Source organism: Sphingobium sp. SG1, assembly GCF_057063145.1.
Window position 1 is genome coordinate 42,696 of the sequence record NZ_JBVVOJ010000007.1, and the last position, 25,022, is coordinate 67,717.

General features: G+C 65.0%; 23 protein-coding genes. 10 read left to right on the top strand and 13 right to left on the bottom strand.

What is annotated here, in order from left to right; all coding sequences use genetic code 11:
* Positions 1–70: 70 nt before the first annotated feature.
* The 7 genes from AC0KVN_RS16060 to AC0KVN_RS16090 form a co-directional block, all read right to left on the bottom strand.
* On the bottom strand, positions 71–1,570 hold the full coding sequence (locus AC0KVN_RS16060) for a catalase (RefSeq protein ID WP_435567274.1): 1,500 nt from the start codon (positions 1,568–1,570) through the stop codon (positions 71–73).
* Positions 1,571–1,684: 114 nt separating this feature from the next.
* Positions 1,685–3,157: an FGGY family carbohydrate kinase gene (locus AC0KVN_RS16065; protein WP_435567275.1), complete on the bottom strand. Its 1,473-nt coding sequence runs from the start codon at positions 3,155–3,157 to the stop codon at positions 1,685–1,687.
* On the bottom strand, positions 3,154–4,662 hold the full coding sequence (locus AC0KVN_RS16070) for a glycerol-3-phosphate dehydrogenase (RefSeq protein ID WP_435567276.1): 1,509 nt from the start codon (positions 4,660–4,662) through the stop codon (positions 3,154–3,156). Before AC0KVN_RS16070 ends, AC0KVN_RS16065 begins: the two co-directional genes overlap by 4 nt.
* A 143-nt stretch (positions 4,663–4,805) precedes the next feature.
* Positions 4,806–5,411 carry a hypothetical protein gene (locus tag AC0KVN_RS16075; RefSeq protein ID WP_435567277.1) on the bottom strand — a complete coding sequence of 202 codons (606 nt, stop codon included), beginning with the start codon at positions 5,409–5,411 and terminating at the stop codon, positions 4,806–4,808.
* A 143-nt stretch (positions 5,412–5,554) separates the two neighbouring features.
* Positions 5,555–5,926 (bottom strand): ATP-dependent Clp protease adapter ClpS, encoded by a 372-nt coding sequence (gene clpS / locus AC0KVN_RS16080; protein WP_004209974.1) that lies wholly within the window; start codon positions 5,924–5,926, stop codon positions 5,555–5,557.
* Between the two features lie 177 nt (positions 5,927–6,103).
* Positions 6,104–6,967, bottom strand: a complete 864-nt coding sequence (locus AC0KVN_RS16085) for a phasin family protein (protein WP_125988095.1) — start codon at positions 6,965–6,967, stop codon at positions 6,104–6,106.
* A 140-nt stretch (positions 6,968–7,107) separates the two neighbouring features.
* Positions 7,108–8,847 carry a PHA/PHB synthase family protein gene (locus tag AC0KVN_RS16090; RefSeq protein ID WP_435567321.1) on the bottom strand — a complete coding sequence of 580 codons (1,740 nt, stop codon included), beginning with the start codon at positions 8,845–8,847 and terminating at the stop codon, positions 7,108–7,110.
* 143 nt (positions 8,848–8,990) lie between these two features.
* Here AC0KVN_RS16090 and AC0KVN_RS16095 point away from each other — a divergent pair, with 143 nt between their 5' ends.
* The 3 genes from AC0KVN_RS16095 (at position 8,991) to AC0KVN_RS16105 (ending at position 11,462) form a co-directional block, all read left to right on the top strand.
* The gene (locus AC0KVN_RS16095) at positions 8,991–10,202 is read left to right on the top strand and encodes an LL-diaminopimelate aminotransferase (protein WP_435567278.1); all 1,212 of its coding nucleotides are present in this window, start codon (positions 8,991–8,993) and stop codon (positions 10,200–10,202) included.
* Positions 10,203–10,437: 235 nt separating this feature from the next.
* Positions 10,438–10,914: a DUF2721 domain-containing protein gene (locus AC0KVN_RS16100; RefSeq protein ID WP_037507334.1), complete on the top strand. Its 477-nt coding sequence runs from the start codon at positions 10,438–10,440 to the stop codon at positions 10,912–10,914.
* On the top strand, positions 10,911–11,462 hold the full coding sequence (locus AC0KVN_RS16105; protein ID WP_037518613.1) for a (2Fe-2S)-binding protein: 552 nt from the start codon (positions 10,911–10,913) through the stop codon (positions 11,460–11,462). The genes AC0KVN_RS16100 and AC0KVN_RS16105 overlap by 4 nt, the downstream gene beginning before the upstream one ends.
* A 13-nt stretch (positions 11,463–11,475) precedes the next feature.
* Here AC0KVN_RS16105 and AC0KVN_RS16110 read toward each other — a convergent pair whose 3' ends face one another.
* The 3 genes from AC0KVN_RS16110 to AC0KVN_RS16120 all read right to left on the bottom strand — a co-directional run bounded on the left by AC0KVN_RS16110 (position 11,476) and on the right by AC0KVN_RS16120 (position 15,393).
* Positions 11,476–12,285 carry a DODA-type extradiol aromatic ring-opening family dioxygenase gene (locus AC0KVN_RS16110; RefSeq protein WP_483656209.1) on the bottom strand — a complete coding sequence of 270 codons (810 nt, stop codon included), beginning with the start codon at positions 12,283–12,285 and terminating at the stop codon, positions 11,476–11,478.
* A 65-nt stretch (positions 12,286–12,350) separates the two neighbouring features.
* Entirely contained in the window at positions 12,351–14,915 is a 2,565-nt protein-coding gene (locus tag AC0KVN_RS16115) for an HWE histidine kinase domain-containing protein (protein WP_483656210.1), read from the bottom strand.
* Entirely contained in the window at positions 14,908–15,393 is a 486-nt protein-coding gene (locus AC0KVN_RS16120; protein WP_435567322.1) for a biliverdin-producing heme oxygenase, read from the bottom strand. The genes AC0KVN_RS16115 and AC0KVN_RS16120 overlap by 8 nt, the downstream gene beginning before the upstream one ends.
* Positions 15,394–15,691: 298 nt before the next feature.
* On the opposite strand from AC0KVN_RS16120, the gene AC0KVN_RS16125 reads away from it, so the two are divergent.
* The 3 genes from AC0KVN_RS16125 (at position 15,692) to AC0KVN_RS16135 (ending at position 18,007) form a co-directional block, all read left to right on the top strand.
* The gene (locus AC0KVN_RS16125; RefSeq protein ID WP_435567282.1) at positions 15,692–16,585 is read left to right on the top strand and encodes an RcnB family protein; all 894 of its coding nucleotides are present in this window, start codon (positions 15,692–15,694) and stop codon (positions 16,583–16,585) included.
* A 100-nt stretch (positions 16,586–16,685) separates the two neighbouring features.
* Positions 16,686–17,363 carry a 2OG-Fe(II) oxygenase gene (locus AC0KVN_RS16130; protein ID WP_017499101.1) on the top strand — a complete coding sequence of 226 codons (678 nt, stop codon included), beginning with the start codon at positions 16,686–16,688 and terminating at the stop codon, positions 17,361–17,363.
* A 173-nt stretch (positions 17,364–17,536) separates the two neighbouring features.
* Complete coding sequence (locus tag AC0KVN_RS16135; protein WP_010336855.1) at positions 17,537–18,007, top strand: RcnB family protein; 471 nt, start codon at positions 17,537–17,539, stop codon at positions 18,005–18,007.
* Between the two features lie 184 nt (positions 18,008–18,191).
* Here the strand turns inward: AC0KVN_RS16135 and AC0KVN_RS16140 are convergent, their stop codons facing one another.
* The gene (locus AC0KVN_RS16140) at positions 18,192–19,772 is read right to left on the bottom strand and encodes a lysine--tRNA ligase (protein ID WP_313392923.1); all 1,581 of its coding nucleotides are present in this window, start codon (positions 19,770–19,772) and stop codon (positions 18,192–18,194) included.
* 131 nt (positions 19,773–19,903) lie between these two features.
* On the opposite strand from AC0KVN_RS16140, the gene AC0KVN_RS16145 reads away from it, so the two are divergent.
* From AC0KVN_RS16145 to AC0KVN_RS16160, 4 genes are all read left to right on the top strand, one after another.
* On the top strand, positions 19,904–20,275 hold the full coding sequence (locus tag AC0KVN_RS16145; RefSeq protein WP_004209958.1) for a PilZ domain-containing protein: 372 nt from the start codon (positions 19,904–19,906) through the stop codon (positions 20,273–20,275).
* Positions 20,276–20,324: 49 nt separating this feature from the next.
* On the top strand, positions 20,325–23,078 hold the full coding sequence (locus tag AC0KVN_RS16150) for an ATP-dependent DNA helicase (protein ID WP_435567284.1): 2,754 nt from the start codon (positions 20,325–20,327) through the stop codon (positions 23,076–23,078).
* A gap of 91 nt (positions 23,079–23,169) precedes the next feature.
* Positions 23,170–23,712 carry a SixA phosphatase family protein gene (locus AC0KVN_RS16155; protein ID WP_017499105.1) on the top strand — a complete coding sequence of 181 codons (543 nt, stop codon included), beginning with the start codon at positions 23,170–23,172 and terminating at the stop codon, positions 23,710–23,712.
* Between the two features lie 2 nt (positions 23,713–23,714).
* The gene (locus AC0KVN_RS16160) at positions 23,715–24,239 is read left to right on the top strand and encodes a GNAT family N-acetyltransferase (RefSeq protein ID WP_435567285.1); all 525 of its coding nucleotides are present in this window, start codon (positions 23,715–23,717) and stop codon (positions 24,237–24,239) included.
* 6 nt (positions 24,240–24,245) lie between these two features.
* Here the strand turns inward: AC0KVN_RS16160 and AC0KVN_RS16165 are convergent, their stop codons facing one another.
* On the bottom strand, positions 24,246–24,590 hold the full coding sequence (locus AC0KVN_RS16165) for a MerR family transcriptional regulator (protein WP_010336848.1): 345 nt from the start codon (positions 24,588–24,590) through the stop codon (positions 24,246–24,248).
* Positions 24,591–24,672: 82 nt separating this feature from the next.
* A complete protein-coding gene (gene ihfA, locus AC0KVN_RS16170; RefSeq protein ID WP_004209953.1) occupies positions 24,673–24,969 on the bottom strand; it encodes an integration host factor subunit alpha in 297 nt (98 codons plus the stop codon).
* Positions 24,970–25,022 lie beyond the last annotated feature (53 nt).

Genomic DNA, 25,022 nt, shown 5'->3' on the forward strand with positions numbered 1-25,022 from the left:
ACAGCGAATAGATGAAAACAGGCCCCGGTGATCATCATCGGGGCCTGTTTTTACAATATTACAAGTCTATTCAACTGGATGCGTCAGCCAACAGCGCATCGGTTGGGGCCGAAATCGACGGATTGCGATCCTTGATCGTGGCCCGCGCCTGGCGCACGCCGGCGCCATAGTCGGGATGGACCTGATCAAAGAGCTTGCACTGGCGCTCCTCGATCTCGTCCGGGATATCGCCCATGGCGGCGGCGATATTGGCGAAGAGCCGCGCCTTCTGCGCATCGTCGAACAGGTTGAACAGCGCGCGCGGCTGGCCGAAATCATCATTGCCTTCGCGATGATTATAGCGGTCGGCATCGCCCGAAATCTTCAGCGGCGGCTCCAGGAAGCGCTGATCCTCGACCGGCCCGCCAAAGCTGTTGGGCTCATAATAGGCGGCCGGGTTCGGATTGTTCGGGAAGAAGCGCATCGCCCCGTCCTTGTGATAATGATGCACCGGGCATTTGGGGGCATTGACCGGCAGCGCTTCATAATGGGTGCCGATCCGATGCCGGTGCGCGTCGGCATAGGAGAAGATGCGCGCCTGCAACATCTTGTCGGGCGAGAAGCCGATGCCCGGCACGATGTTGGACGGCGAGAAGGCGGCCTGCTCGATCTCCGCGAAATAATTGTCGGCGTTGCGGTTCAGCTCCAGCATGCCGACGTCGATCGGCGGATAATCGGCATGCGGCCAGACCTTGGTGAGGTCGAATGGATTATAGGGCGTCTTGTCCGCATCCAGTTCCGGCATGATCTGGACCTGCATCTTCCATTTGGGGAAGTCGCCCTTCTCGATCGCCTCGAACAAATCCTCCTGCGTGGATTCGCGGGTGCGACCGACGACATCCGCCGCTTCCTCATTGGTCCAGTGGCGGTGGCCCTGCATCGTCTTGAAGTGGAACTTCACCCAGAAACGCTCGCCGGCGTCGTTGATGAAGCTGAAAGTGTGGCTGCCATAGCCGTTGATGTGGCGCACATCGGTCGGCAGGCCGCGATCCGACATCAGGATCGTCACCTGGTGCAGCGATTCGGGGCTCAAGGACCAGAAGTCCCACATCGCCGTGGGCGAGCGCAGATTGGTGCGCGGATGGCGCTTCTGCGTGTGGATGAAATCGGGGAATTTCAGCGGATCGCGCACGAAGAAAACCGGCGTGTTGTTGCCGACCAGATCCCAATTGCCTTCGGGCGTATAGAATTTCATCGCGAAGCCGCGCACGTCGCGCTCGGCATCGGCCGCGCCCAGTTCGCCCGCCACGGTCGAGAAGCGCAGGATCATCGGCGTCTGCGCGCCCGGCTGCAGTGCCTTGGCCTTGGTATATTTGGAAATATCGCCGGTGATGGTCAGCGTGCCATAGGCACCCCAGCCCTTGGCATGGACGACACGTTCGGGGATGCGTTCGCGATTCTGGTGCGCCAGCTTTTCGAGCAGCTGATAATCCTGGAGCAGCAGCGGCCCGCGCGGGCCTGCGCTCAGACTATTCTGGTTATCGGCAATCGGCGCACCCGCGCTCGTCGTCATCACTGGCTTATCGACCATATCGTCCTCCTCAGCTTTGGATGAGAACAGGCTAAGGCCCCGCGAAGTTTCAGAAAAACTGATTAAATCGGATTGGGTGATCGATTTTTACGGTTAATCTGAAGATCGCCCAAGTCAGGAGGTCAGCGCCCGATCGCGCAGGCGGTGCCATGCCGACAGTCGCGCATCACGCGGCTGCGGCAGCATTGCCGGATCAAATCGAGTCGTCTTCCCTGCCATCGTCGCGGCCTCGTCCAGGGAGCGGAACAATCCAGCCCCCAACCCTGCCAGCATGGCCGCACCCAGCGCCGTGGTTTCCACATCCGCCGGACGGTCCACACTGACATCGAGCATATCAGCGATATCCTGGGCGATCCAGTCATTGGCGCTCATGCCGCCATCGATCCGCAGCTGGCGCCAAGGCGCGCCGTCGGCTGCGAAAGCGGTGGCGAGGTCGGCCAATTGGTGCGAGAGGGATTCAAGCGCGGCGCGGACGATATGCGCGCGGGTCGATCCCTGGGTAAGCCCCGCGATGACGCCGTTCACGTCGGGCCGCCAGTGCGGCGCGCCCAGCCCCGCCAGCGCCGGCAACATCAGCACGCCGCCGCTGTCGGTCACGGAGCGGGCCAGCGCCTCCGTCTCCGCCGCCGATCCGATCAGGCCGAGCTGATCGCGCAGCCATTTGATGAGATTGCCGGCAATGAAGATCGATCCTTCGAGCGCATAGATGCGCTGGTCGCCGATCCGGTAGAGCAGGGTGCCGAGCAGGCGATGGCGCGAGGCCGGCAGCTGCGCGCCCATATTGGCGAGGATGAAGGCGCCGGTGCCCAGGGTCGCCTTAGCATCGCCGGGCGTCAGGCAGGCCTGACCGATGCTGGCCGCCTGCTGATCGCCCGCCAGTCCGCGGATCGGGATGGCACCGCCGAACAGCTCTGCCAGCGTTTCGCCAAAGGCGCCGGCATTGTCGACGATTTCGGGGAGCGCAGCGCGGGGCACGCCGAACAGGTCGCACAAGGCCGGATCCCAATCGGTGCCATCGAGCGCCACCAGCTGGGTTCGGCTGGCATTGCTGGCGTCGCTGACATGCAGGCCACCGGTCAGTTTCCATACCAGCCAACTTTCGATCGTGCCGAGCGCCAGCGCGTCCCCCGCCTGTGCCACGGCCGGGACATTATCGATCAGCCAGCGCATCTTGCTGGCGGAAAAATAGGGATCGACGACAAGGCCGGTACGCTGTTGCAGCATCGCTTCATGGCCGGCTTCGCGCAGCGCCGTGCATTGCGCCGCCGTGCGCCGGTCCTGCCAGACGATGGCGGGCGCCAGCGGTTCGCCGGTGCGCCGGTCCCAGGCCACCACCGTCTCGCGCTGGTTGGTGATGCCGATGGCGGCGATCCGGTCCGCACCGCCCGCCCGTTCCACCATCTGGCGGGCGCAATCGCGCGTACGGGTCCAGATTTCGGCGGCATCATGCTCGACCCAGCCGGGCTGTGGATAATATTGGGTCAGTTCCGCCTGCGCCATCGCGATGCGGCGGCCGTCGGGGGCATAGAGCATCGCGCGGGTCGAGGTCGTCCCCTCGTCCAGCACCAGCAGATAGCGGTCGGTCATGCCCTCTCCTCAAGCCAGGCATCGAGCGCGGCCAGTTGCGCAGTATCGAAGCGCAGGCCCAATTTGGTCCGGCGCCAGAGAATATCCTCGCTGGTCTGTGCCCATTCGCGCGCGAGCAGGTAGCAGAGTTCCGCTTCGGTCAGGCCATGGCCGAAATCCCGGCCCAGGTCCGACCAGTCGCGCGCCGCGCCCAGCCAGTCGCGGGCACGGGTGCCATAGGCGCAGCCGATCCGTTCGGCCGTGTCGAGATCGAGAAAGGGGTAGTCGCCGGCCAGCGCGGCGACGAGATCGGCAAGGCCGGTCATCGGGAAATCGCCGCCGGGCAGCGGCGCGTCCGCCGTCCAGTCATCACCCGCCAGCGCAGGCACGAGCGGCTTCAGCAGGGCGATCGCCTCGGCCGCGAGATGGCGATAGGTGGTGATCTTGCCGCCATAGATGCTGAGCAGTGGCGGCGCGCCCTCCTCCCGATCAAGATCGAGATGATAGCCGCGCGTCGCCGATTCCGGCCGGGCCGATCCATCGTCGATCAGCGGCCGGACGCCGGCAAAGGACCAGACGACATCGGCAGGGCTGATCGACCGGGCGAAATAGCGGTTCGCACCCTCGCACAGATAGGCGATTTCCTCGGCACTCGCCTCAATCGGATCGACGCCATCCTGATGATCGCGGTCGGTGGTGCCGATCAGCGTGTAGAGATGCTGATAGGGGATGGCGAAGAAGATGCGGCCGTCGGGCAGCTGGAAGAAATAGGCCATGCCATGATCGAACAGGCGCGGCACGACGATATGCGATCCGCGCACCAGCCGGATGAGCCGGTCGGCGCGGCGATCGGCGCGGTCCAGCAGGTCGAGCACGGCGGGACCAGTGGCATTGACCACGACCCGCGCATGGAAGGTCTGCGCCTGCCCGGCCGCATCGCGCGCATGGATGCGCCAATGATCGCCGGCCTGTTCCAGCCGCAGCACCTGCGTGCGGGGGCGGATATCGGCGCCATGATCGGCGGCGTCGCGGGCATTGAGGATGACCAGCCGGGCGTCGTCGACCCAGCCGTCCGAATAGACATAGGCGGGGCCGAACCCCGCCCGCAGCGGCGCGCCGGCGACATGCTGGCGCAGGTCGATCGCCTCGGTCGCCGGCAGGGCGCGGCGGCCACCGATATGATCGTAGAGGAAGAGGCCGAGGCGCAGCAGCCAGCGCGGGCGCAGCCCCTGGACCCAGGGCAGGACGAAGCGCATCGGCTGGATGATGTGCGGCGCGATGCGCCACAGCCTTTCCCGTTCGGTGAGGGATTCGCGGACCAGGCCGAAGGCGCGATGCTCCAGATAGCGCAGCCCGCCATGGATGAGCTTGGTCGAGGCCGAGGAAGTGCCCTGTGCCAGGTCGCCGCGTTCGAGCAGCAGTACGCTGGCACCCCGCCCCGCCGCATCGCGCGCAATGCCGCACCCGTTCACCCCGCCGCCGATCACGGCAAGGTCGTGGATGAAAGGGGCCGTCTCCTGCGTCACGCCGCCCTTCTAGCGGCAAAATGCTGCCCCCGATATTAACGAAGGCAAGATCGTGAAAATTCATCCGGCCAGCGCCACGCACGATAGCCCATGGTGCCGGCCGGATGTCTGCGAGCCCCCACGCTCGTCAGAAGGGCATGTCGTCAGGCGAGGCTGTCGACCACCAGGCCGCTATTGCTGCTGCTCGTGGCGCTGCTGGTCGATCCATAGAGCGACTGGCTGAGGCTGGAGCGGAGATTTTCGAGGAAGGCGATGATCGAATCCAACTGATCGGTGGCGCTGGTCGCGCTCGTCTCGCTGGTCGCGCTGTCGTCATCGCTGCTGTCCTCGACCCGGCGCGGCGGCGGTGGGCCGCGCATGCCCTGCGGCCCCTGCATCCCGTCCATGGCGGCCAGGCCGTCGATGCTCATATTGTCTTCGCCATCGGACGACGCCCCCGCGCCGCTTGGTCCCTGGGCAAAGAGGCTCTGCAACTGCGCCGCCTGATCCTCGGTCAGGGTGCCGGCCGATACCTGATCATCGATCAGGGAATCGATCCGGTCCTTCATCGAAAACGGATCGAGCCGTGAACTGCCCGAACTGGCGGAGCTGCTGAGCGCGGAATCGATGGAATCGAGCGCGGTTTCGAGCGCGTCGCCATCCGTTTCCGAGATGGAGCCGGCCTCCACCGCGGCGTCGATGCGATTGGTCATCGACATGCGCGGCGATGGCGGCATGGTCATGTTGTTGTAACTGCTGATAGTCGTCATGCTGGAAGTCCCCACTTCGTTTAGCGGGACCATTCATGCCGAATAAGTCTGAAAAAACATTGTATTTCAATCATGTAATTGATTGAAATAGAGGCGCTACACTGACCAAGAAATGGTTAAAGGCGCGCCCTTCCCCGATGATATCAGGCCTTTTCCAGCGTGCATTGCAGCGGATGCTGGTTCTGCCGGGCGAAATCCATCACCTGGTTCACCTTGGTCTCGGCCACTTCATAGCTGAAGATGCCGCACACGCCGACGCCGCGCTGATGGACGTGCAGCATCACCCGTGTCGCTTCCTCCATATCCATGCGGAAGAAATGCTGGAGGACATGCACAACGAACTCCATCGGGGTGTAATCGTCGTTCAGCATCAGCACCTTGTAGAGCGACGGCTTCTTGGTGCGGGTGCGGGTACGCGTGGCGACGCCGATGTTCGGGTCATTGTCGCCCGTATCGTCCTGATCCGGACCGGCCCTGAAGGGCGCGCCTGCCGATGCGTTGAAGAGATGGTTCATGATGCAGAAGAATATGGCGATTTGTCCTGCCAAGGCAAGGGGGCCGACCGCATGCCATCGCTGCGTAACCACGTTTCCCCGGCGAGAAAAAAGGCGATGCTCCGACCGGAGCACCGCCCTTGTTCGTCATCCCGGCCGGATATCGGCCCGGAAATTCGGCTGTAAAATCAGCCCGCCTCAGGCGGCGAGCGACTTCACCTTGTCGGTGACCAGGGTCACGCGCGCGGTCAGCGGCTGGCTGATGTCGCCGGCCAGCTTCATGAAGGCTTCGCTGCTCTTGGCGGCTTCCTTGGTGAACTCGTCGAAGCTGCTCGACAGGAACTGGCTCTGCAACTGGAAGAATTCGGTCGGGGTCTTGGCGGTCGAGAAGCTCTTGATCGAGGCGGTCGCCTTCTCGAAGCTCTTGCGGCTGTAGTCGACGGCTTCCTGGCCCAGCGTCTCGAAGCCCTTGGCCGCGATCTTGCCCGATTCCACCAGCGCTTCGACATTGCCCTTGGCGATATCGCTCAGCTCTTCCATCGCCTTGGTCGACTTTTCGACACCGGCCTTCGCCTTCTCGTTCAGGTCGGCATAGGCCGTTTCCATCTTGGCCTTGGTATCTTCGGCGAACTTCTTACCGGTTTCGAGGATGTCGTTCATGATCAATGTTCCTTCCGTGGCAGGCAGCGTCTTCGCTTTGGTCTTCGGGGCGGACACAGGCTCCGGAGCCACTACCGCCTCAACATCTTCAACAATCGGTTCGGGTGCGGCATCCACCGCCGTCGTCGCCGCGACCACCGCCACCGGATCGGCAACGGGTGCCGGTTCCGCAGCAGGGGCTTTAGCAGCAGCGACCGACGCCGGCTTCTTTGCTACCGGCTTGGGCGCGGGCGCCTTTGCCGGAGCAGCCTTGGCGACGGGTTTGCGCGGGGCAGGCTTTTTGGGCGCGGGCTTCTCACCCAGGGCGGACTCAGCCGCCTTGAGTGCCTCACTGGCAGACAAGGTTGCGGAACCGCTTTTCGCGACCGGCTTGGCACGCGCAGACTTAGGGGTAACGGCCATCGACCATCCTCCGTTTGTTGCACTGCACAATAAGCCTTATCCCAAAGGATTACAAGCCCATTGTGCAGTGCAACAAATCAGACATATTGATGGCTTGGCACTGATCGGCGGCCAATGGGGAATGGCTGAAATCCGCGCCTCTACCGGGCTTTTACGTAACGTCCGGGCGCATCTTCTATTGCCCGAAGCTTGCCGCCGCCCGGCTTGCGCGCGCCGCGGACAGCCACCTCGCGCGAATCGATGCCGCGCAGCCATTCGGCCCAGTCGGGCCACCAGCTGCCCTTGGTCTCGCGCGCAGCCGCAACAAAATCATCCAGCGTCGGCTGCGGCGCGTCGGCGGTCCAATATTGATATTTCTGGGCGACCGGCGGGTTGATGACGCCGGCGATATGGCCCGAGCCTGCCAGCAGGAAGCGTACCGGCCCGGCGAGATGCTCGGTCAGTTTCCACACGCTTTCTAGCGGGGCGATATGGTCTTCCTTACCGGCCTGGACATAGGCGGGGGTGTGGATTTGCCTCAGGTCGATCGGCGTGCCCGCGACGCTGATCGCGCCGGGCACCACCAGCATATTGTCGCGATAGAGCTGGGTCAGATAGTCGCGATGCCAGCGCGCCGGCAGGTTGGTCGTGTCGCCATTCCAGTAGAGCAGGTCGAAGGGCGGATAGTCCATGCCGAGCAGGTAGTTGTTAACGACATAGTTCCAGATGAGGTCGCGCCCGCGCAGCAGGTTGAAGGTCGCGGCCATGTAGCGCCCGTCGAGAAAGCCGCTGGAGGAGAGACGGTCAACCAGCTTCATCTGCTCGTCATCGACGAACAGGGTGAGATCACCGGCCGCGCTGAAATCCACTTGGGCGGTGAAGAAGGTCGCGCTCGCCACCTTGTCGGCCTCGCCGCGCGCCGCCAGCAGCGCCAGCGTGGCGGCCAGCGTCGTGCCGGCCACGCAATAGCCGATGGTATGGACGCTCGGCACGTTCAGCAGGTCGCGCACCGTATCGATCGCGTCGACCTGGCCATTGAGGATATAATCGTCCCACACCATGTCCTTCATCGAGGCGTCGGCCGATTTCCACGAGACGAGGAAGACGCTGATCCCCTGATCCACCGCCCATTTGACGAAGCTCTTCTCCGGCGAGAGATCGAGAATGTAGAAACGATTGATCCAGGGCGGGAAGATGATCAGCGGCGTCGCCAGCACCTTGGGCGTCGAGGGCGCATAATGGATGAGCTGGTAGAGCGGGGTTTCGTGGACCACCTTGCCCGGCGTCGCGGCGATGTTGCGCCCCAGTTCGAACTGGGTGCCGTCGGTATGGGTAAGCTGGCCCTTCTCCATGTCGGCCAGCATATGCTGGAGGCCCTTCACCAGATTCTCGCCGCCGCTCTGGATCGTCTTTTCCACGACCGTCGGATTCATCAGCGGGAAGTTGGACGGCGCCATCGCGTCGAGCATGCCGGTGGTGGCGAAGCGCAGCTTGGCCTTCGCCTTGGGATCGACGCCGTCGACCGCATCGGCCAGGTTCATCAGATAATCGGAGATCAGCAGATAGCTTTGCCGGATCAGGTCGTAAAAGGGATGGGTCGTCCAGGCCGGATCGGCAAAGCGCCGGTCCTTGCGCGCAGCCGGGCTGTCGGCCGGCGGCGGATCGGGCTGGTCGCGCAGCAGGCCGCCGGAATCGAGGAAGCGCTGCCACAGCGCCAGCCCTTCATCGGCAAAGCTGGTCTGGATGCGGGCGACGGTTTCGGGATCGAAGGGCAGCACCCGGCCGGTCGCGCCCGCCGCCTGCTCCAGCATCAATTGCTGCGCGCGGCCCAGCACCTGGGTCCATTTCTGCATCTCCGCCAGGGTCGGGAGATGGGGCTCCAGGACATCCTGCGTTTCCATGGCCACCTTCCTCCTCCTGGCATTGCCGATATCAGCCGCTTTCACTGGCGCGCCGCAGCCTGGCGGGTTATAGCCAGATTGTGACACGCCGAATGCGTGCCACGCACTATTCCTTACCGAGAGCTTTCAGGAAAGCCCCTATAATGTCCGAAGAATTCTACCGCATGAAGCGCCTGCCGCCCTATGTCATCGCCGAAGTGAACGCGATGCGAGCCGCAGCCCGCGCCGCGGGAGAGGACATTATCGACCTGGGCATGGGCAATCCCGACCTGCCGCCGCCCGATCATGTCATCGCCAAGCTGGTCGAAGTTGCCAGCAAGCCGGACGCCCATGGCTATTCCCAGTCCAAGGGGATTCCAGGCCTGCGCAAGGCGCAGGCCAATTATTATGGCCGCCGCTTTGGCGTCGATGTCGACCCGGAAACCGAGGTCGTCGTGACCATGGGGTCGAAGGAAGGGCTTGCGAGCCTCGCCACCGCGATCACCGCGCCGGGCGACGTGGTGCTGGCCCCCAACCCCAGCTACCCGATCCACATGTTCGGCTTCATCATCGCAGGGGCCACCATCCGATCGGTGCCGACAACGCCGGACGAGAATTATTTCCGCGCGCTCGACCGCGCCATGGCCTTCACCGTGCCGCGCCCGTCGATCCTGGTGGTCAATTATCCGTCCAACCCGACGGCCGAGACGGTGGACCTGGCCTTCTACGAGCGGCTCGTCGCCTGGGCGAAGGAGAACAAAGTCTGGGTGCTGAGCGACCTTGCCTATTCCGAGCTTTATTATGACGGCAATCCGACGCCTTCCATCCTGCAGGTGCCGGGCGCCAAGGATGTCGCGATCGAGTTCACATCCCTGTCCAAGACCTATTCGATGGCCGGCTGGCGCATCGGCTTTGCGGTCGGCAACAAGCAACTGATCGCGGCGATGAGCCGGGTGAAATCCTATCTCGACTATGGCGCCTTCACGCCGATCCAGGCGGCCGCCTGCGCCGCGCTCAACGGCCCGCAGGAGATCGTCGCCAAGAATCGCGAACTCTATCACAAGCGCCGCGACGTGATGGTCGAGAGCTTCTCGCGCGCAGGATGGGATATTCCCGCGCCGCGCGCGTCGATGTTCGCCTGGGCACCGCTGCCGCCGGCGCTCAAGGACATGGGGAGCCTGGAATTTTCCAAGCAGTTGCTGACCCATGCCAAGGTCGCGGTCGCGCCGGGCGTGGGCTATGGCGAGGATGGCGAAGGCTATGTCCGCATCGCCATGGTCGAGAATGAGCAGCGGCTCCGCCAGGCGGCGCGCAACATCAAGCAATATCTCAAGTCGATGGGCGTCAACACGCCCTCGTCCAAGGGCGCTGCCTGACCTATAGACCTGACATGACGGGCGGACGCTGCGGCTGTATCGCAGCATTGCCCGTCATGTGCGCATTGCTCGTCCTCTTCGTAGCGCTCGTCATTGGCGATTGTCATATTGATGCCGGTGACACCCAATGCGCAGCCGGGAAACGACAGGCAGCGATCATCCTGATCCTTACACCTCTCGCAGGCATCGCCACTTTTGTCCTTGTCCACTGGTTGATAGGGAGAAGGAAATGACAATGATCCCCCTTCCGCAGGTCAGCCAGGTCGCCCAGACGATCCAGTTGGCGCTTGCCCCCGTCTTCTTGCTCGCCGGTATCGGCGCGTTCCTGAATGTCTGCGTCAGCCGGCTGGCCCGCATCATCGATCGCGCCCGTGCGGTCGAGGAATGGGTGCTGAGCACGCGCGGCAAGGAGCATGACCGGATGGTGAGCGAGATCCGCGTGCTCGACCGGCGCATGAGCGTGGTCAATGGCGCGATCTTCCTGTCGGTGGCATCGGCCTGCGCGGTCTGTCTGGTCGTCATCCTGCTGTTCGCGGGCAATCTGTTCAACGCCCATCTGGGTACGCCGGTGGCGATCCTGTTCAGCCTAGCGATGGTGCTGCAGGCCGCCGCGTTCGGCACCTTCATCCAGGAAATCCGCCTGGCGTCGCGTACCATCCATATCCGCAACGAGGTGCTCTACCACAAGGTGGAGGAGGAAGAGGCGGCATGACGCGCTTCACCGTCAACGACCGGCCGGTGCAATATCGGATGGACCCGGAGACGCCTCTGCTGTGGGCGCTGCGCGACGCGTCGAACCTGACGGGAACCAAATATGGCTGCGGCACCGGCGATTGCGGCGCCTGCACCGTGGATATCGATGGCGAGGCCGTGCGGTCCTGCCAGGTGACGATCGGCAAGACCGAAGGCCGGTTCGTGACCACGATCGAGGCGCTGTCGCCCGATCGCGGCCATCCGCTGCAACAGGCGTTCGCGGCCGAGAATGTCTCCCAATGCGGTTACTGCATGTCCGGCATCATCATGGCGGCGTCGGTATTGCTGCGGCGGACCAACGACCCGACCGATGCGGAGATCGATGCGGCGATCACCAATATCTGTCGCTGCGGCGTCTATCCCCGGCTGCGCGGCGCGATCAAGCGTGCCGGCCGGATCATGCGCGGCGAGGATCAGGCCGGCGACAATCCGATCCAGGCCGCACCGCCGCCCGGCATCACGCCGGACGAGGCGGTGCGCACCGTGCCGGCGCTGCGCAAGCCCTAGGGCCAATCGACATTCAGCCGAAGCGATAGCCGGAAACCGTCCAGCCCAGCACCGTGCTGCGATGGGCACAGATGGCGGCATCCTCGCCGCCAGCCCCCAGCGCCACCATCAGCGGCAGCAGATGCTCTTCGCGCGGATGGGCGAAGCGGGCATGGGGCAGATGATCCCAGGCGGCGACGCGCGCCGCGCGGCGAGCCGGATCGGGATCGGTCACGGCATCGCGCAGCGCATCGTCCCATTCGCGCGAGGGCGCCGTCGCCATCGCGCCGCGCACGCGCAGATTATGGAAGCTCATGCCCGATCCGACGATCAGCACGCCTTCGTCGCGCAAGAGCGCCAGTGCGCGACCGGCAGCGATATGGGCGGCCGGATCGAGATCGCGGCGCAAGGACAGTTGGGCGACCGGAATGTCGGCATCGGGCAGCGCAACCTTCATCGGGATGAAGACACCATGGTCCCAGCCCCGTTCGGATCCGCGCGCTGTGGGAAAGCCCGCCTGTTCGAGTAGCTCGGCCGCGCGATCGGCCAGCGCTGGCGCGCCCGGCGCGTCCCAGCGCAACTGATAGGTATGCGGCGGGAAGCCGAAATAGTCGAACAGCAAGGACGGCCGGGCGCCGTCATGGACCGTGAAGCCGGGCGTTTCCCAATGACCCGACACCAGCAGGATCGCGCGCGGCCGTTCCGGCAGGTCGGCGATCAGGCCGGCGAGATAATCCTGCATCGGCTGCCACATGGCGTCGCTATGCGGGTGCTGGGGATCGGCGGGGTCCATGAAGAAGCAGGGACCACCGCCGTGGGGGATGAACAAGGCAGGCTGTTTCATGCCCGCCTAGATCGGATGTCGGCGCCGATCGCGCAACGCGCCAGGCGGAAACCGACTGTTTCCCGTCAGCCCCTGGCCAGCATCGGGGCGATCGCCTGGGCCAGGGTCGCGCCCGAATAGGGTTTCTTGAGCAGGATGACGTCGCTGAAACGATCCGGCAGGTCTAGCCCGTCACCATAGCCGGTGGCGAACAGGAAGGGCACGCCGCGTTCCGCCAGCATGTCGGCGATCGGCAGGCTGGTTTCATTGCCCAGATTGAAGTCGAGCACGGCCAGGTCGACCGGATGGAGCGTGATCGCCTCATGCGCGCGGCCGATGCTGGCGGCGGTGACCACCTGCGCGCCGAGGTCGCGCAGCGCATCCTCGCCATCCATGGCGATGATCATATTATCCTCGACCAGCAAAATCTGTCGCCCCTTGAGCAGATGCGGCGAGGGAGCGGGCGCCGGCTTGGCGCGATCGGTGCCGGCCACGTCGGGCAGGATCGAGGCGACATGGGCGGAGGGAATGCAGAAGCGCGCCTCCAGCCCTGCCAGCCGATAATTGACCTCCGCCCGTCCATCCAGATCATAGGGAATGGAACGCTCGATCACGGTCGAGCCGAAGCCCCGGCGCGAGGGCGCGACGACCGCCGGGCCGCCGCTTTCCAGCCAGTGGAGCAGCAGGCTGCCCTCGGCATCGACATGCCAGTCGATCGCCACCGATCCATTGTCGGACAGTGCGCCATATTTGGCGGCATTGGTCAGCAGTTCGTGAATGACGAGCGCCAGCACGGTGAAGGCGGCGGGGGTCAGCAGCACATTGGGACCGGTCAGCTTCACCCGGTCACGCCGGTCGCCGAGATAGGCGCCAGCCTCCACCTCGATCAGGTCATAGAGGCGCGCGGGCGCCCAGCGATCGGCGGTGATCTGGTCATGGGCGCGGGCCAGCGCATGGACGCGGCTTTCCAGCGTGCCGATGAACTGATCGACCGACATGGCGCTGTCGCGGGTCTGGGAAATCAGACCACGGATCAGCGCGAGAATATTGCGGACGCGGTGGTTGAGTTCCGCGATCAGCAATTCCTGCTTTTCATGCGCGCGTTGCCGTTCCTCGTCAGCGGAATCGGACAGGCGCAGGATCACTTCGAGCAGCGCCGTGCGCAGCGCTTCGGCGACACGCAGTTCGGCCGGCATGAAGGCGACGGCCGTGCCCTTCACCAGTTCCGACCATTCCTCGAAACTCTTGCGCGGGGTCAGGCGCGGGCCGTTGGGGCCATATTCGATATGCTTGTCCTGCTTGCCGGCCCAGCGGACCGAACGCAGCTGTTCGGCACGGAACAGCACGACATAGTCGCGCGGCCGGCGCGAGATCGGAATGGCGAGCAGGCCGGCGGCGCGATCGGCATGGGCCAGCGCTTCCGGCATGATGCGGGCGATGCTGTCGGTGGTATAGACCTGGCTGGCGGCGGTGCGGTTGAGCATCGAAACGATCGCGGCGAAGGACGGCTCGTCCGGGGTCAGGCCCGACAGGGTCATCTGCCCGTCGATATAGATGCCCACGCCATCGGCGGGAATCGTGTCAAAGATGATGTCACCCAGCCAGCGGGCGTTGGACATCAGGTCATGATCCTGCGCGACGGCGGAGAGCAGCCGGTCGGCGACCTGACGCGCCTTGCCCTCATAGCTGGCAGTCTCTGCCCGCTCGCGCCCTTCCAGCATCATCGAGAAGATCTGGCCGAACAGTTCGGCGGCGCTGCGCTGCGCGAAGCTGGGCAGGCGCGGCGCATAATGATGACAGGCGAACAGGCCCCACAGCTTGCCATCGACGATGATCGAGATGGAGAGCGAGGCCCCCACCCCCATGTTGCGCAGATATTCGATATGGATCGGCGACACCGCGCGGGTGACGCAGAGCGACATGTCGAGCGCGGCGCCGGCGGGATCGAGCGCCGGGATGACCGGCACCGGCGGCGCATTGATGTCGGCGATCACCCGGAAGATGTTGCGCATGTAGAGCGCGCGCGCCTGCGCCGGGATGTCGGAGGCCGGATAATGCAGGCCGAAGAAGCTGTCGATGCCGGGACGCAGCGCCTCCGCAACCACCTCGCCATCGCCATTGTCGGCAAAGCGATAGACCATCACCCGGTCGAAGCCGGTGAGCGCCCGGACCTGGCGCGCGCCATCGCGCAGGAAGGCGGTCATGCTGTCCGCCTGCGCCAGCCGCGCAACCATCGAGCGGACCATGGAACTGGCCTCCATCTCGTCGGGCACGGCGGGTTCCGCCTCGATCACCACCAGTTGGCCGGAGAAATGGACGGCCACGTCGAAGGGCGCACCGCCCTCCACCAGCGGCAGCGAGAAGACACGCTCCACCGAATCGGGGCCACGCAGCAGGGTGATGCGGTTGCGCAGCGTGTGGATCGCATCGGCGGAGAAGAGCGCGCTGATCGGCTGGCCCAGCATCTCGTCCGGCGCCAGGCCGATATGGTCGGCGCTGTTGGTCGAGACGCGCGACACCAGCCAGTCGGCCGTCAGGGCGACAAGAAAGCCGAACGGCTGGACCGTGCCAAGCACATGGATCGGCTCGCGATCGCAATTATTGATGTCGACGGTAAAGCCCTGGGCTTCCGGGCTGGTCACATCAGTCACAGGCGACCTCCCGCTCGGCGCGCGCGCCGGCTTCGAACAGGGTGAAGGCCGTCCGGGCGCCAGCGATCGCATCGTCCAGCCAGTCCTGATCGCCCTTAGCCGCTGCGTCATCGAGTTGCTGCTGGAAGGCGACCCAGCCGCCCTTGCCATGAACGGCGGAAAGATAGGTGCGGGGCAGATCCTGGGCGACCTGGCGCGCGAGCATCGCGCCGCCCAGACGCGATCCTTCGAGCGCATAGAGCAGGCCCCAGCGGAAGCCGTCGCCGCCCGTGGACGGCATCGACAGCGGCGCAGGCATAGCCTCCCCCAAGGCCGCCAGATCCTGCGCCATCAGCGCGAGGCGCGGCGAATCGGGCTGGGCGACCGGCTCCAGCGCGGCGATCGCGCGGGCATGAGCACGCAGGAACGCCCGGTAATCGGGCGCGGAAGCGAGCGAAAAATGGGAAAACAGGTCATCGACCCGTTGATGGCTCTCCATCGTCGCGGCGCGCAGGGCCTGTCTTATGCGGCCGGCATCGGCGGTTCTTATCACCCGTTGGTCCTAATGGTTGTTTGTCGGCACTGCACTGATCTGGATCAGCTTTGCGCCGAACAGCCCATTTACCGGGCTTTTCCGATGCAAGATGGTGGGATGGATGGAATGATCGAGATTGTCCATTGTTCCGGGACAGAATCTTTCAAATCGCTGACAGAAGAGTTCAGCATCGCGACATCGCCATCCGCGTAGAGATGCGGCATGAAGGGAACAGATGGTTCCCGCACGAGGAATCGGAACGATGCTTAGGAAATGGATGCTGGCCGGCCTGATGGGTGCGACGCTGCTGAGCGGCGTGGCACCGGCCTATGCGCAGCGGAACGACAATGGCGGCGACATGCGCGGCGCGCAAGGCAGCACGCGCTGGCAGGGTGGCGGCGATCGCGGCGGTAGTGACCGTGGCGGGCGCCCGCAAATGGCAGCGCCCGCACAGCGCTGGCAAGGCGGCCCCGAGCGCGTCAGCCGGCCGGACCAGCGGCCCGATCAGCGCGCTGATCGCCCCAATGGCAATTGGCAGCGCCCCGGCAATCCGAACCCCGGCATGCAGCCGACCGATCGTCCCGATGGGCGCGGCGATGGGCGCAGGGTAGACGCGCGACCGGATAGTCGCGCCGACTGGAATCGGCAGGTCTGGGACCGCAATCGCGACGGGAACGACCGGGATCGCAACGGCCGTGACTGGAATGATCGCAATCGCGATGGTCGCCCCGACGATCGGCGGTGGAGCGACAATGACCGGCGCGGCGATCGTCCCGGCTATCCCGGCAACTGGAACAATGGTGGCCGCCGCTATGACGATCGCACCCGTTGGGCCGACCAGCGCCGCTGGGACAATGGCTGGCGCCAGGACCGGCGCTATGACTGGTATGGCTATCGCAGCCGCTATGGCGACCGCTATCGCATGGGCCGCTATTATGCGCCGTCGGGCTGGAATTATGGCTATCGCAGCTTCTCGATCGGCGTGTTCCTGTCGGGTCCGCTCTATGGCAGCAATTACTGGCTGAACGATCCCTATTATTACCGCCTGCCGCCGGCCTACGGCACGATGCGCTGGATCCGCTATTATGACGATGCGCTGCTGGTCGATATCCGCGACGGCTATGTCGTCGATGTGATCCGCAACTTCTTCTGGTGACAGCCTCCTGAACTGGCCTTCAGGACACTGGGTCCGGTGCGACACCGCACCGGACCCTTTTTCATTGCGTGGCGCCGGCCGGAAATGGCAGGGAGGCGGCATGAACGAGATAGTGGATGATGGCGGCACCGCGTCGCCCGCCCGCGCCGCGATCGGCGATCGGGTGCGCGAGAAACTGAACCGCAACCCGCTGGTCAGCCGCATCGACAGCCCCCATCTGGAAATCTATGGGCGGCAGGATTTCCTGGGCGCCGAAGAATGCGCGGTGATGCGCGCGATCATCGATGCCGGCGCCCAGCCATCGACTTTGTTCACCGGGCGGGAAAATGCCGATTATCGCACCAGCCACAGCTGCAATCTCGACCGGGAAGACCCGCTGGTCCATGCAATCAGCGCCCGCATCTGCGCGATGACCGGGCTGGAGCCCGACCATGGCGAGACATTGCAGGGGCAGCGTTACACCCAGGGCCAGGAATATAAGGTCCATTGCGACTATTTCCCGGTCAATGCCAGCTATTGGCCCGAGATGCGCAAGACCGGTGGCCAGCGCAACTGGACGGCGATGATCTATCTGTCGCCGGTCGAGGGCGGAGGCGAGACCCATTTTCCGCGCTGCGAATTCATGGTGCCGCCGATCGAGGGGATGATCCTGATCTGGAACAACCTGAAGCCCGACGGTGCGCCCAACCCCTATAGCCTGCACGCCGCCCGGCCGGTGGCTCAGGGCACCAAATATGTCGTCACCAAATGGTTTCGCGAACGCCCCTGGGTTCGCTGACCCGAAACGTCGCGCGCCATTACACTTTGCGACATAAATGACTGGTTCCTGACAGCGCCGTTCCCGGACGGTTCAGCGAATCCACTCCATATTCAACATGTTGGTAAGGGAACCTGCCCCGCTTGAAGCGGTTGGAAGCGTCCCCGAGCCTCCAGATTGATGGGAGTAGAAATATGCGCAAGATCATCATCCTTGGCCTTCTTGCGGCCACCGTCGTCCCCAGCGTCGCTTCCGCCCAGTCCTATGGCGAGGCCCGCCGCAGCGAGCAGCGGCTGCGCGAAGACCAGCGCGACCTGCGCGCGGCCCAGCGCTATGGCGATCGCCGCGATGTCCGCGAAGCCCGTCGCGATGTCCGCGACTCCCGCCAGGAAGCGCGGGAAGACTGGCAGGATTATCGCCGCAGCCACCGCGACGTCTATCGCGCCGGCAACTGGAATGCACCCTTCCGCTATTCGCGCTGGAATGCCGGCGCCCAGCTTCGCCCCGCCTATTATAGCTCGCGCTATTATATCGCCGACCCCTATCGCTATCGCCTGCCCCGTCCGGCCGCCAATCAGCGTTGGGTCCGCCACTATAATGACGTGATGCTGGTGAATGTGCGCACCGGCCGGGTCATGACCGTCCATCGCGGCTTCTTCTGGTAAGCCGATCGAAACAGGAAAGGCCCCGGACAGCGATGTCCGGGGCCTTTCCTTACCCCCTTGGCCGCGCCCCCCGTTTCCGGGCGGGCGCGGCCGATGCCGTGCCAGGCACGCCATCAGTCCGAAAGGGGGGTGGACCGTTCGCGAAACGCCCTGCGCGCGCGATGGTTCCCCCGCTTCGTTCCGATCAGGCGGCCAGCGCCTGCGCAATCAGCTTGCGGCTGTTGTCGATGCCATAGAGCGCGATGAAGCTGCCCATACGCGGCCCCTGATCGGCGCCCAGCAGCGTCTGGTAGAGCGCCTTGAACCAGTCGCGCAGTTCGGCGAAGCCAAAGGCTTCATCCTTGCCGATGGCATAGACGATATTCTGGATATCCTCCGCGCTGGCATCGGCCGGCAAGGCGGCCAGTTCTTCGTCCAGTTGGCGCAGTGCGGCGGCTTCGTTGGCGTGCGGCGCGCGGCGCTGGAGCGTCGGCGCGACGAAATCGCGATGATAGGCCAGTGCATGGCCGATCAGCGCGTCCAGTTCCGGATAGGTTTCCGCACTAGCGCCGGGGACATAATTTTGGAGATAGCTCCACACCTGTTCACGGCTGGCATCGCCCATCACGCCGACCAGATTGAGCAGCAGGCCGAAGGTCACCGGCAGCTCGCCCTGCGGCAGCTTGCCATCATGGATATGATGGACCGGATTGCCCAGCTGCTGCTCGATCGCCTGCTTGGGATAATTGCCGCGGAACTGCCAATATTCGTCGACCGCACGCGGGATCACGCCCATGTGCAGCTGCTTCGCCTTCTTGGGCTCACGATAGGCGTAGAAAGCCAGGCTTTCCTGCGGGCCATAGGTCAGCCATTGTTCGAGGCTGAGGCCATTGCCCTTGGACTTGGAGATCTTCTCGCCCTTTTCGTCGAGGAACATCTCGTAATTGAAGCCTTCGGGCGGGCGGCCACCGAGCGCGCGGCAGATCTTCGACGACTGGGTGACCGAGTCGATCAGATCCTTGCCCGCCATTTCATAGTCGACGCCCAGCGCATACCAGCGCATCGCCCAGTCGACCTTCCATTGCAGCTTGGCGCCGCCGCCCAGGATCGACTGTTCGATCGTCTCGCCTTCGTCGACGAAGCGGACGATACCGGCCTCGGCGTCGACCACCTCGACCGGAACCTGCAGCACGATGCCGCTCTTGGGGCTGATCGGCAGCACCGGCGAATAGGTGGCCTGCCGTTCCTTGCGCAGGGTCGGCAGCATGATGTCCATGATCGCCTGATAGCGGCGCAGCACCTGGCGCAGCGCTTCGTCGAAGGCGCCTGCCCGATATTGCTCGGTCGCGGACACGAATTCATAGTCGAAGCCGAAGCTGTCGAGAAATTCGCGCAGCATCGCATTATTGTGATGTGCGAAGCTTTCATATTTCTCGAACGGATCGGGCACCTGGGTCAGCGGCTTGCCCAGATAGTCGGCCAGCATCGCCTGGTTCGGCACATTGTCCGGTACCTTGCGGAAGCCGTCCAGATCGTCGCTGAACGCCACCAGCCGGGTCGGGATGTCCGACAGCGCGTGGAAGGCGTTGCGGACCATGGTGGTGCGCAGCACTTCGTTGAAGGTGCCGATATGCGGCAGGCCCGACGGGCCATAGCCGGTCTCGAACAGGATATGGCCTTTCTCCGGCGCGCCATTGGGGTAACGCTTGAGAAGCTTGCGCGCCTCCTCATAGGGCCAGGCCTTGGACGCGTTCGCGGCGGTGCGGAGAATGTCGGATATGGTCATGATGCCAAAGCCCCTACCGCCGCGAAGGGCGAAAGGGAACGGCTTTTGGAGGCAAAAACGCGTTAAACCGGGCTTCATATTTAGATTTTGTTCACCCTGTTCCTCCATGGTCTGGTCATATGGAGGCTCCCATGCAGACACCCCGCAGCCGCGAACGGATTCCCGTCGACATCGCGATCACCATCACGACCGTGCTCGACAGCCTGGAAGGGACGATCGTCGACTTGAGCGCGGGCGGCGCGCAGGTCGTCGGCTGTTCGCTGCCGACCGGAAGCCAGTGTCAGCTGGATATTGACGGCTATAGCGTGTTCGGCACGGTGCGCTGGTCGGAAGAGGACCGGATGGGCATCCGTTTCCCCTATATCCTGACCGAAGGGCCGTTGTTCGAACAACTGGAAATGGCGCGCCTGGCTCGCCGCGCGCCGGTGGCGTTCCAGCCCCGACCGGCGGCGCCCGCCTTCACCTATTCCGGCCCCATGGGTTTTGGCCGCCGGACCAATTGATCGGCGCATTTCGGTTTCCCTTTTGTTCGCCTTGCCCTAAGCCGGGCGGGTGATCGATCCTGCTGCCCTGCCCGCCCTCCATGCCAGCCATGGCGGCATCTGGCTGCGCGAAGGCAGCCGCACCATGGGCGTCGCCAAGGGGCAGGCCATTGCCCGCACCGCCGAGACGCCGACGCTGCTGCTCAATGCACCGCTGACCGGCCAGCGGCTGGGCTATCCCGATCTCAATGGCCTCGACCTGCTGGAACTCTGGGCCTTCGTCCATCCCGCGCGTTTCCTGGTGCCCACGCCCAAGGGGCTGGCCGAGGTGCTGGACCTGCCGCAGCCGGCACAGGAAGGCGATATCCCGGCCCTGTTGCAGATGGCGGCGCGCGCCCTGCTCGACCGGCTCGATTCCCCGGAATGGAAAGAAAGAGAAGGCGGCTGGACCGCAGCGCAAGCGCTGCACCGGCTGCGCTGGCCCTGGTCGCCGCTGGTCGCGCCGCGCATCAGCCGCCCGGCCGAGGCGGAACGCTGGCTCTTTTCCAAGCTGCCCGAATGGGAGGAGGCTGCGCCCCGCCCTGCCCCGCGCACCGTAGCGATGGAGGAGGAGGACGTGCTGGCGCGGCTCGACAGCCTGACCGGACCGGGCGCCGAACCCCGTCCCGGCCAGCGCGCCTATGCCGCCGCCGCGATGGAGGCCTTTCGCCCGCGCACGCATCGCGACCAGCCCAATATGCTGCTGGCGGAAGCCGGCACCGGCATCGGCAAGACGCTGGGCTATCTCGCGCCCGCCTCGCTCTGGGCCGCGCAGGCGCAGGGCACGGTGTGGATATCCACCTATACCAAGGCGCTGCAACGCCAGCTCGACCGGGAATCGCTGCGCCTCTTCCCCGATCCGGCGACCGCCGCGCGACGCGTGGTGGTGCGCAAGGGGCGGGAAAATTATCTCTGCCTGCTCAATCTGGAAGATGCGTTGCAGGGCGGTTTTGCCGGCCGCGCCGCCATATTGGCGCAACTGGTCGCGCGCTGGGCCGCCTTCTCCAAGGATGGCGACATGGTGGGCGGCGACCTGCCCGGCTGGCTGCCCATCCTGTTCCGGCGCAACGGCTCCACCGCGCTGACCGACCGGCGCGGCGAGTGCATCTATGCCGGCTGCCCCCATTATCGGAAATGCTTCATCGAACGGTCGGCGCGGGCATCGGCCGAGGCGGACATCGTCATCGCCAATCATGCGCTGGTGATGATCAACGCCGCGCGCGGCCGCGAGACCGGGCAGCGCCCGCAGCGCATCGTCTTCGACGAGGGCCATCACCTGTTCGACGCCGCCGATTCGACCTTTTCGGTCGCGCTGTCGGGGCAGGAGGCGATCGAACTGCGGCGCTGGGTGATGGGACCGGAAGGCGGATCGCGCGGCCGCCGCCGGGGCCTGGCCGCGCGCCTGTCCGACCTTGCCAGCTATGACGAGGAAGGGGGCGAGGCGATCCGCACGGCGGTCGAAGCCGCGCGCGCTTTGCCCGCCGACGACTGGCTGAAGCGAATCGTGGCGGGCGAGCCTTTCGGTCCGCTGGAGGAATTGCTCGCCACGGTGCGCGGCACCGTCTTCGCGCGTGCCGCCGACAGTGGCGAGGCGGATGCTGGCTATGGGCTGGAGACCGAACTGGCCGAACCCGATGGCCCGCTGGTCGAGGCGGCACAGGAAGCGGCGATCGCCCTCGATGCGTTGCTGAAACCGCTTGTCCGCCTGTCGAAGCGGCTGGAAGCGGTGCTGGAGGATGCGCCCGACTGGCTCGACGGCGCGGCGCGGGCGCGGATCGAAGGGGCGATCGGATCGCTCGGCTGGCGCCGCGACCTGATCAGCGCCTGGCTGGCGCTGCTGGCGCGGATCGGCGGCCCGGCCGACCCCGATTTCGTCGACTGGATGACCGTCGACCGGGTCGAGGGGCGCGAATATGATATCGGGCTGCACCGCCACTGGCTCGACCCGACCCGGCCGCTGGCCGAGGCGGTGTTGCAACCCGCGCAGGGCGTGATCGTCACCTCCGCCACGCTGAAGGGCGGCGGCGACTGGTCCAATGCCGAGGCGCGCAGCGGCGTCACCCACCTGCCCCACAGCGCCGAACGGTTCGAGGCGGCGAGCCCGTTCGACTATCCCGATCGCGCCGAAGTGCTGATCGTCACCGACATCAAGCGCGGCGACATCGCTGCCATGTCGGGCGCCTATGCCCGGCTGATCGAGGCATCGGGTGGCGGCACGCTGGGCCTGTTCACCGCGATCCGGCGGCTGCGGGCGGTGCATGCGCGCATCGCCGACCGGCTCGCCCGCGCCGGCCTGCCGCTCTATGCCCAGCATGTCGATCCGATGGATACCGGCACGTTGGTCGATATCTTCCGCGACGATCCGCGCGCGTCGCTGTTGGGGACCGATGCGTTGCGGGATGGCGTCGACGTGCCCGGCCATTCGCTGCGACTGGTGGTGATGGAGGGCGTGCCCTGGTCCAAGCCGACCGTGCTGCATGCCGCCCGGCGTCTGGCGGGCGGCGGCAGCGCCTATGACGACCGGCTGATCCGAGCGCGTCTGGCGCAGGCGTTCGGCCGGCTGATCCGCCGCGCCGAGGACAAGGGCAGTTTCGTGATCCTGTCCGCCGCCATGCCGAGCCGGCTGCTGAGCGCCTTCCCGCCCGGCACGCCGATCCGCCGGCTGACGCTGGACGAGGCGATCATCGCCGTCAGCGCAAAGATGCAGGCGCGGGACATGCAGGACGCTGGTCTTGGCGACCGAACAACGTTAGGGCATCAGGGAAGCGAACCCGGCATGCGGTGACCCGACAGGGCACGGCGCCTTTGTTTTCTGCGTTTTTGCGAGTCGGCAGGAAATATTCCGCCGCGACAAGGCGCGAGGAGCTGGAGCGAGAATGAAGCGGTTGACCCTGTTGCGCCATGCCAAGTCCGATTGGGACGATCCGGTCGCGCGGGATTTCGACCGGCCGCTCAACCGCCGGGGGGAAAAGGCCGCGCTGTTGATGGGCCAGTTCGCCGCGCGCAAGGATATGCGGTTCGACCTGCTGGTCGCCTCCCCCGCTGCCCGCGTCGTGCAGACGCTCGATACCTTCTTCACCGGCTATGGCGAAACGCTGGACGCGCGCTGGGACCGGCGCATCTATCTGGCCTCTGCCCCGACCCTGATCGACGTGCTGCGCGATTTGCCGGACGAGGCGGACAGCGTGCTGATGGCAGGGCATAATCCCGGTTTCGAGGAACTGATCCTGAGCCTGGTCCCCGATGATGGCGCCAATCCGCTGCGCGAGGATGTGGAGATCAAATTTCCGACCGCCAGCATTGCGGTGATGGATCTCGCCATCGACCAGTGGGACGCGACGACGGACAAGTGCGGCACATTGCTGAGCTTCACCCGTCCCCGCGACCTGGACCCGGCCCTGGGTCCGGGATCGCGCTGAGCTTGACCACGCCGATTCACTGGCGGCCGGCCGTCGCCTCCGACGCCGCCGCATTGGCGATATTGGGCGGCGCCACCTTCCTTGCCAGCTTTGCCCATGACCATCCCGGCGAGGCGCTGGTCACCCATATCCGCAAGGCGCATGGCGAGGACTATTATCGTGCAGCCCTCGCCGATCCGGCCCAGACGATCCTTATCGGCGAGACGCCATTGGGCGCTCCGGTGGGCTATGCACTGATCACGCCGCCCGACCTGCCGGTACCGACCGACGACCGAACGGATGTGGAACTCAAGCGCATCTATCTGCTGAGCGGGTGGCAGGGTGGCGGCAATGGCGACGCGCTGATGGCGCTGGTGCTGGCGGAAGCCCGGCAACGCGGCGCACGTCGGCTACTGCTGGCCGTCTATCCACAGAATGATCGGGCGCGGCGCTTCTATGCCCGGCATGATTTTGTCGAGATCGGCGAACTGACCTTCATGGTCGGGGACGTGCCGTTCCGCGACCTTGTCTATGCCCGGACGCTCTGAGCGGGATCAGCGGCCCAAGGCGCGCGCCAGATCGGCCCGGATGGCTTCGAGCCGGGCGATCAGGTCCGGTTCCGGCGTCGCGGCGGGCAGCGGATCCACCGCTATATCGTCCGTGCCATCGGCCAGCGCCTTCTGCGCGCCCTTGACCGTGAAGCCCTCGACATTGAGCAACTGGTTGATGCGCCGTGCCAGCGCCACATCGGCAGGACGATAGTAGCGCCGGTTGCCCGATCGCTGGAGCGGACGCAATTGCGGAAAGCGGGTTTCCCAATAGCGCAAAATATGTTGGGCAAGACCCAGCTCTGTCGCCAGTTCGCTGATGGTCAGAAATGCGCCCTCGGCCTTTTCCATGGGCGCAATGTTGCACCCATAGTCCCGTAAAGGTCAACTACGGTAAATATACGCCAATATTACAAAAGCTGACCGAATTGCCTCAGGTCGAGGCAACGCGGTCCCGCATCGTCTGGCTCGCGCGGAATGTGAGCACCCGGCGCGGCTCGATCGGCACCTCGATCCCGGTCTTCGGGTTGCGCCCCATGCGCTCATTCTTGTCGCGCAGGACGAAGGTACCGAAACTCGAAATTTTCACATTTTCGCCGCGCTCCAGCGCAGTCGACATATGTTCCAGGATCGATTCGACCAGTGCCGCCGCTTCCGCGCGGGACAAGCCAATGTGACGATTGACGCTCTCCGCCAGATCAGCGCGGGTCAGTGTGCCAGTGCCGGTCATCGCAAATCCCCAATGTGCCCCCCTGCATCATCTGCCAGGGCAAATGATTGCGA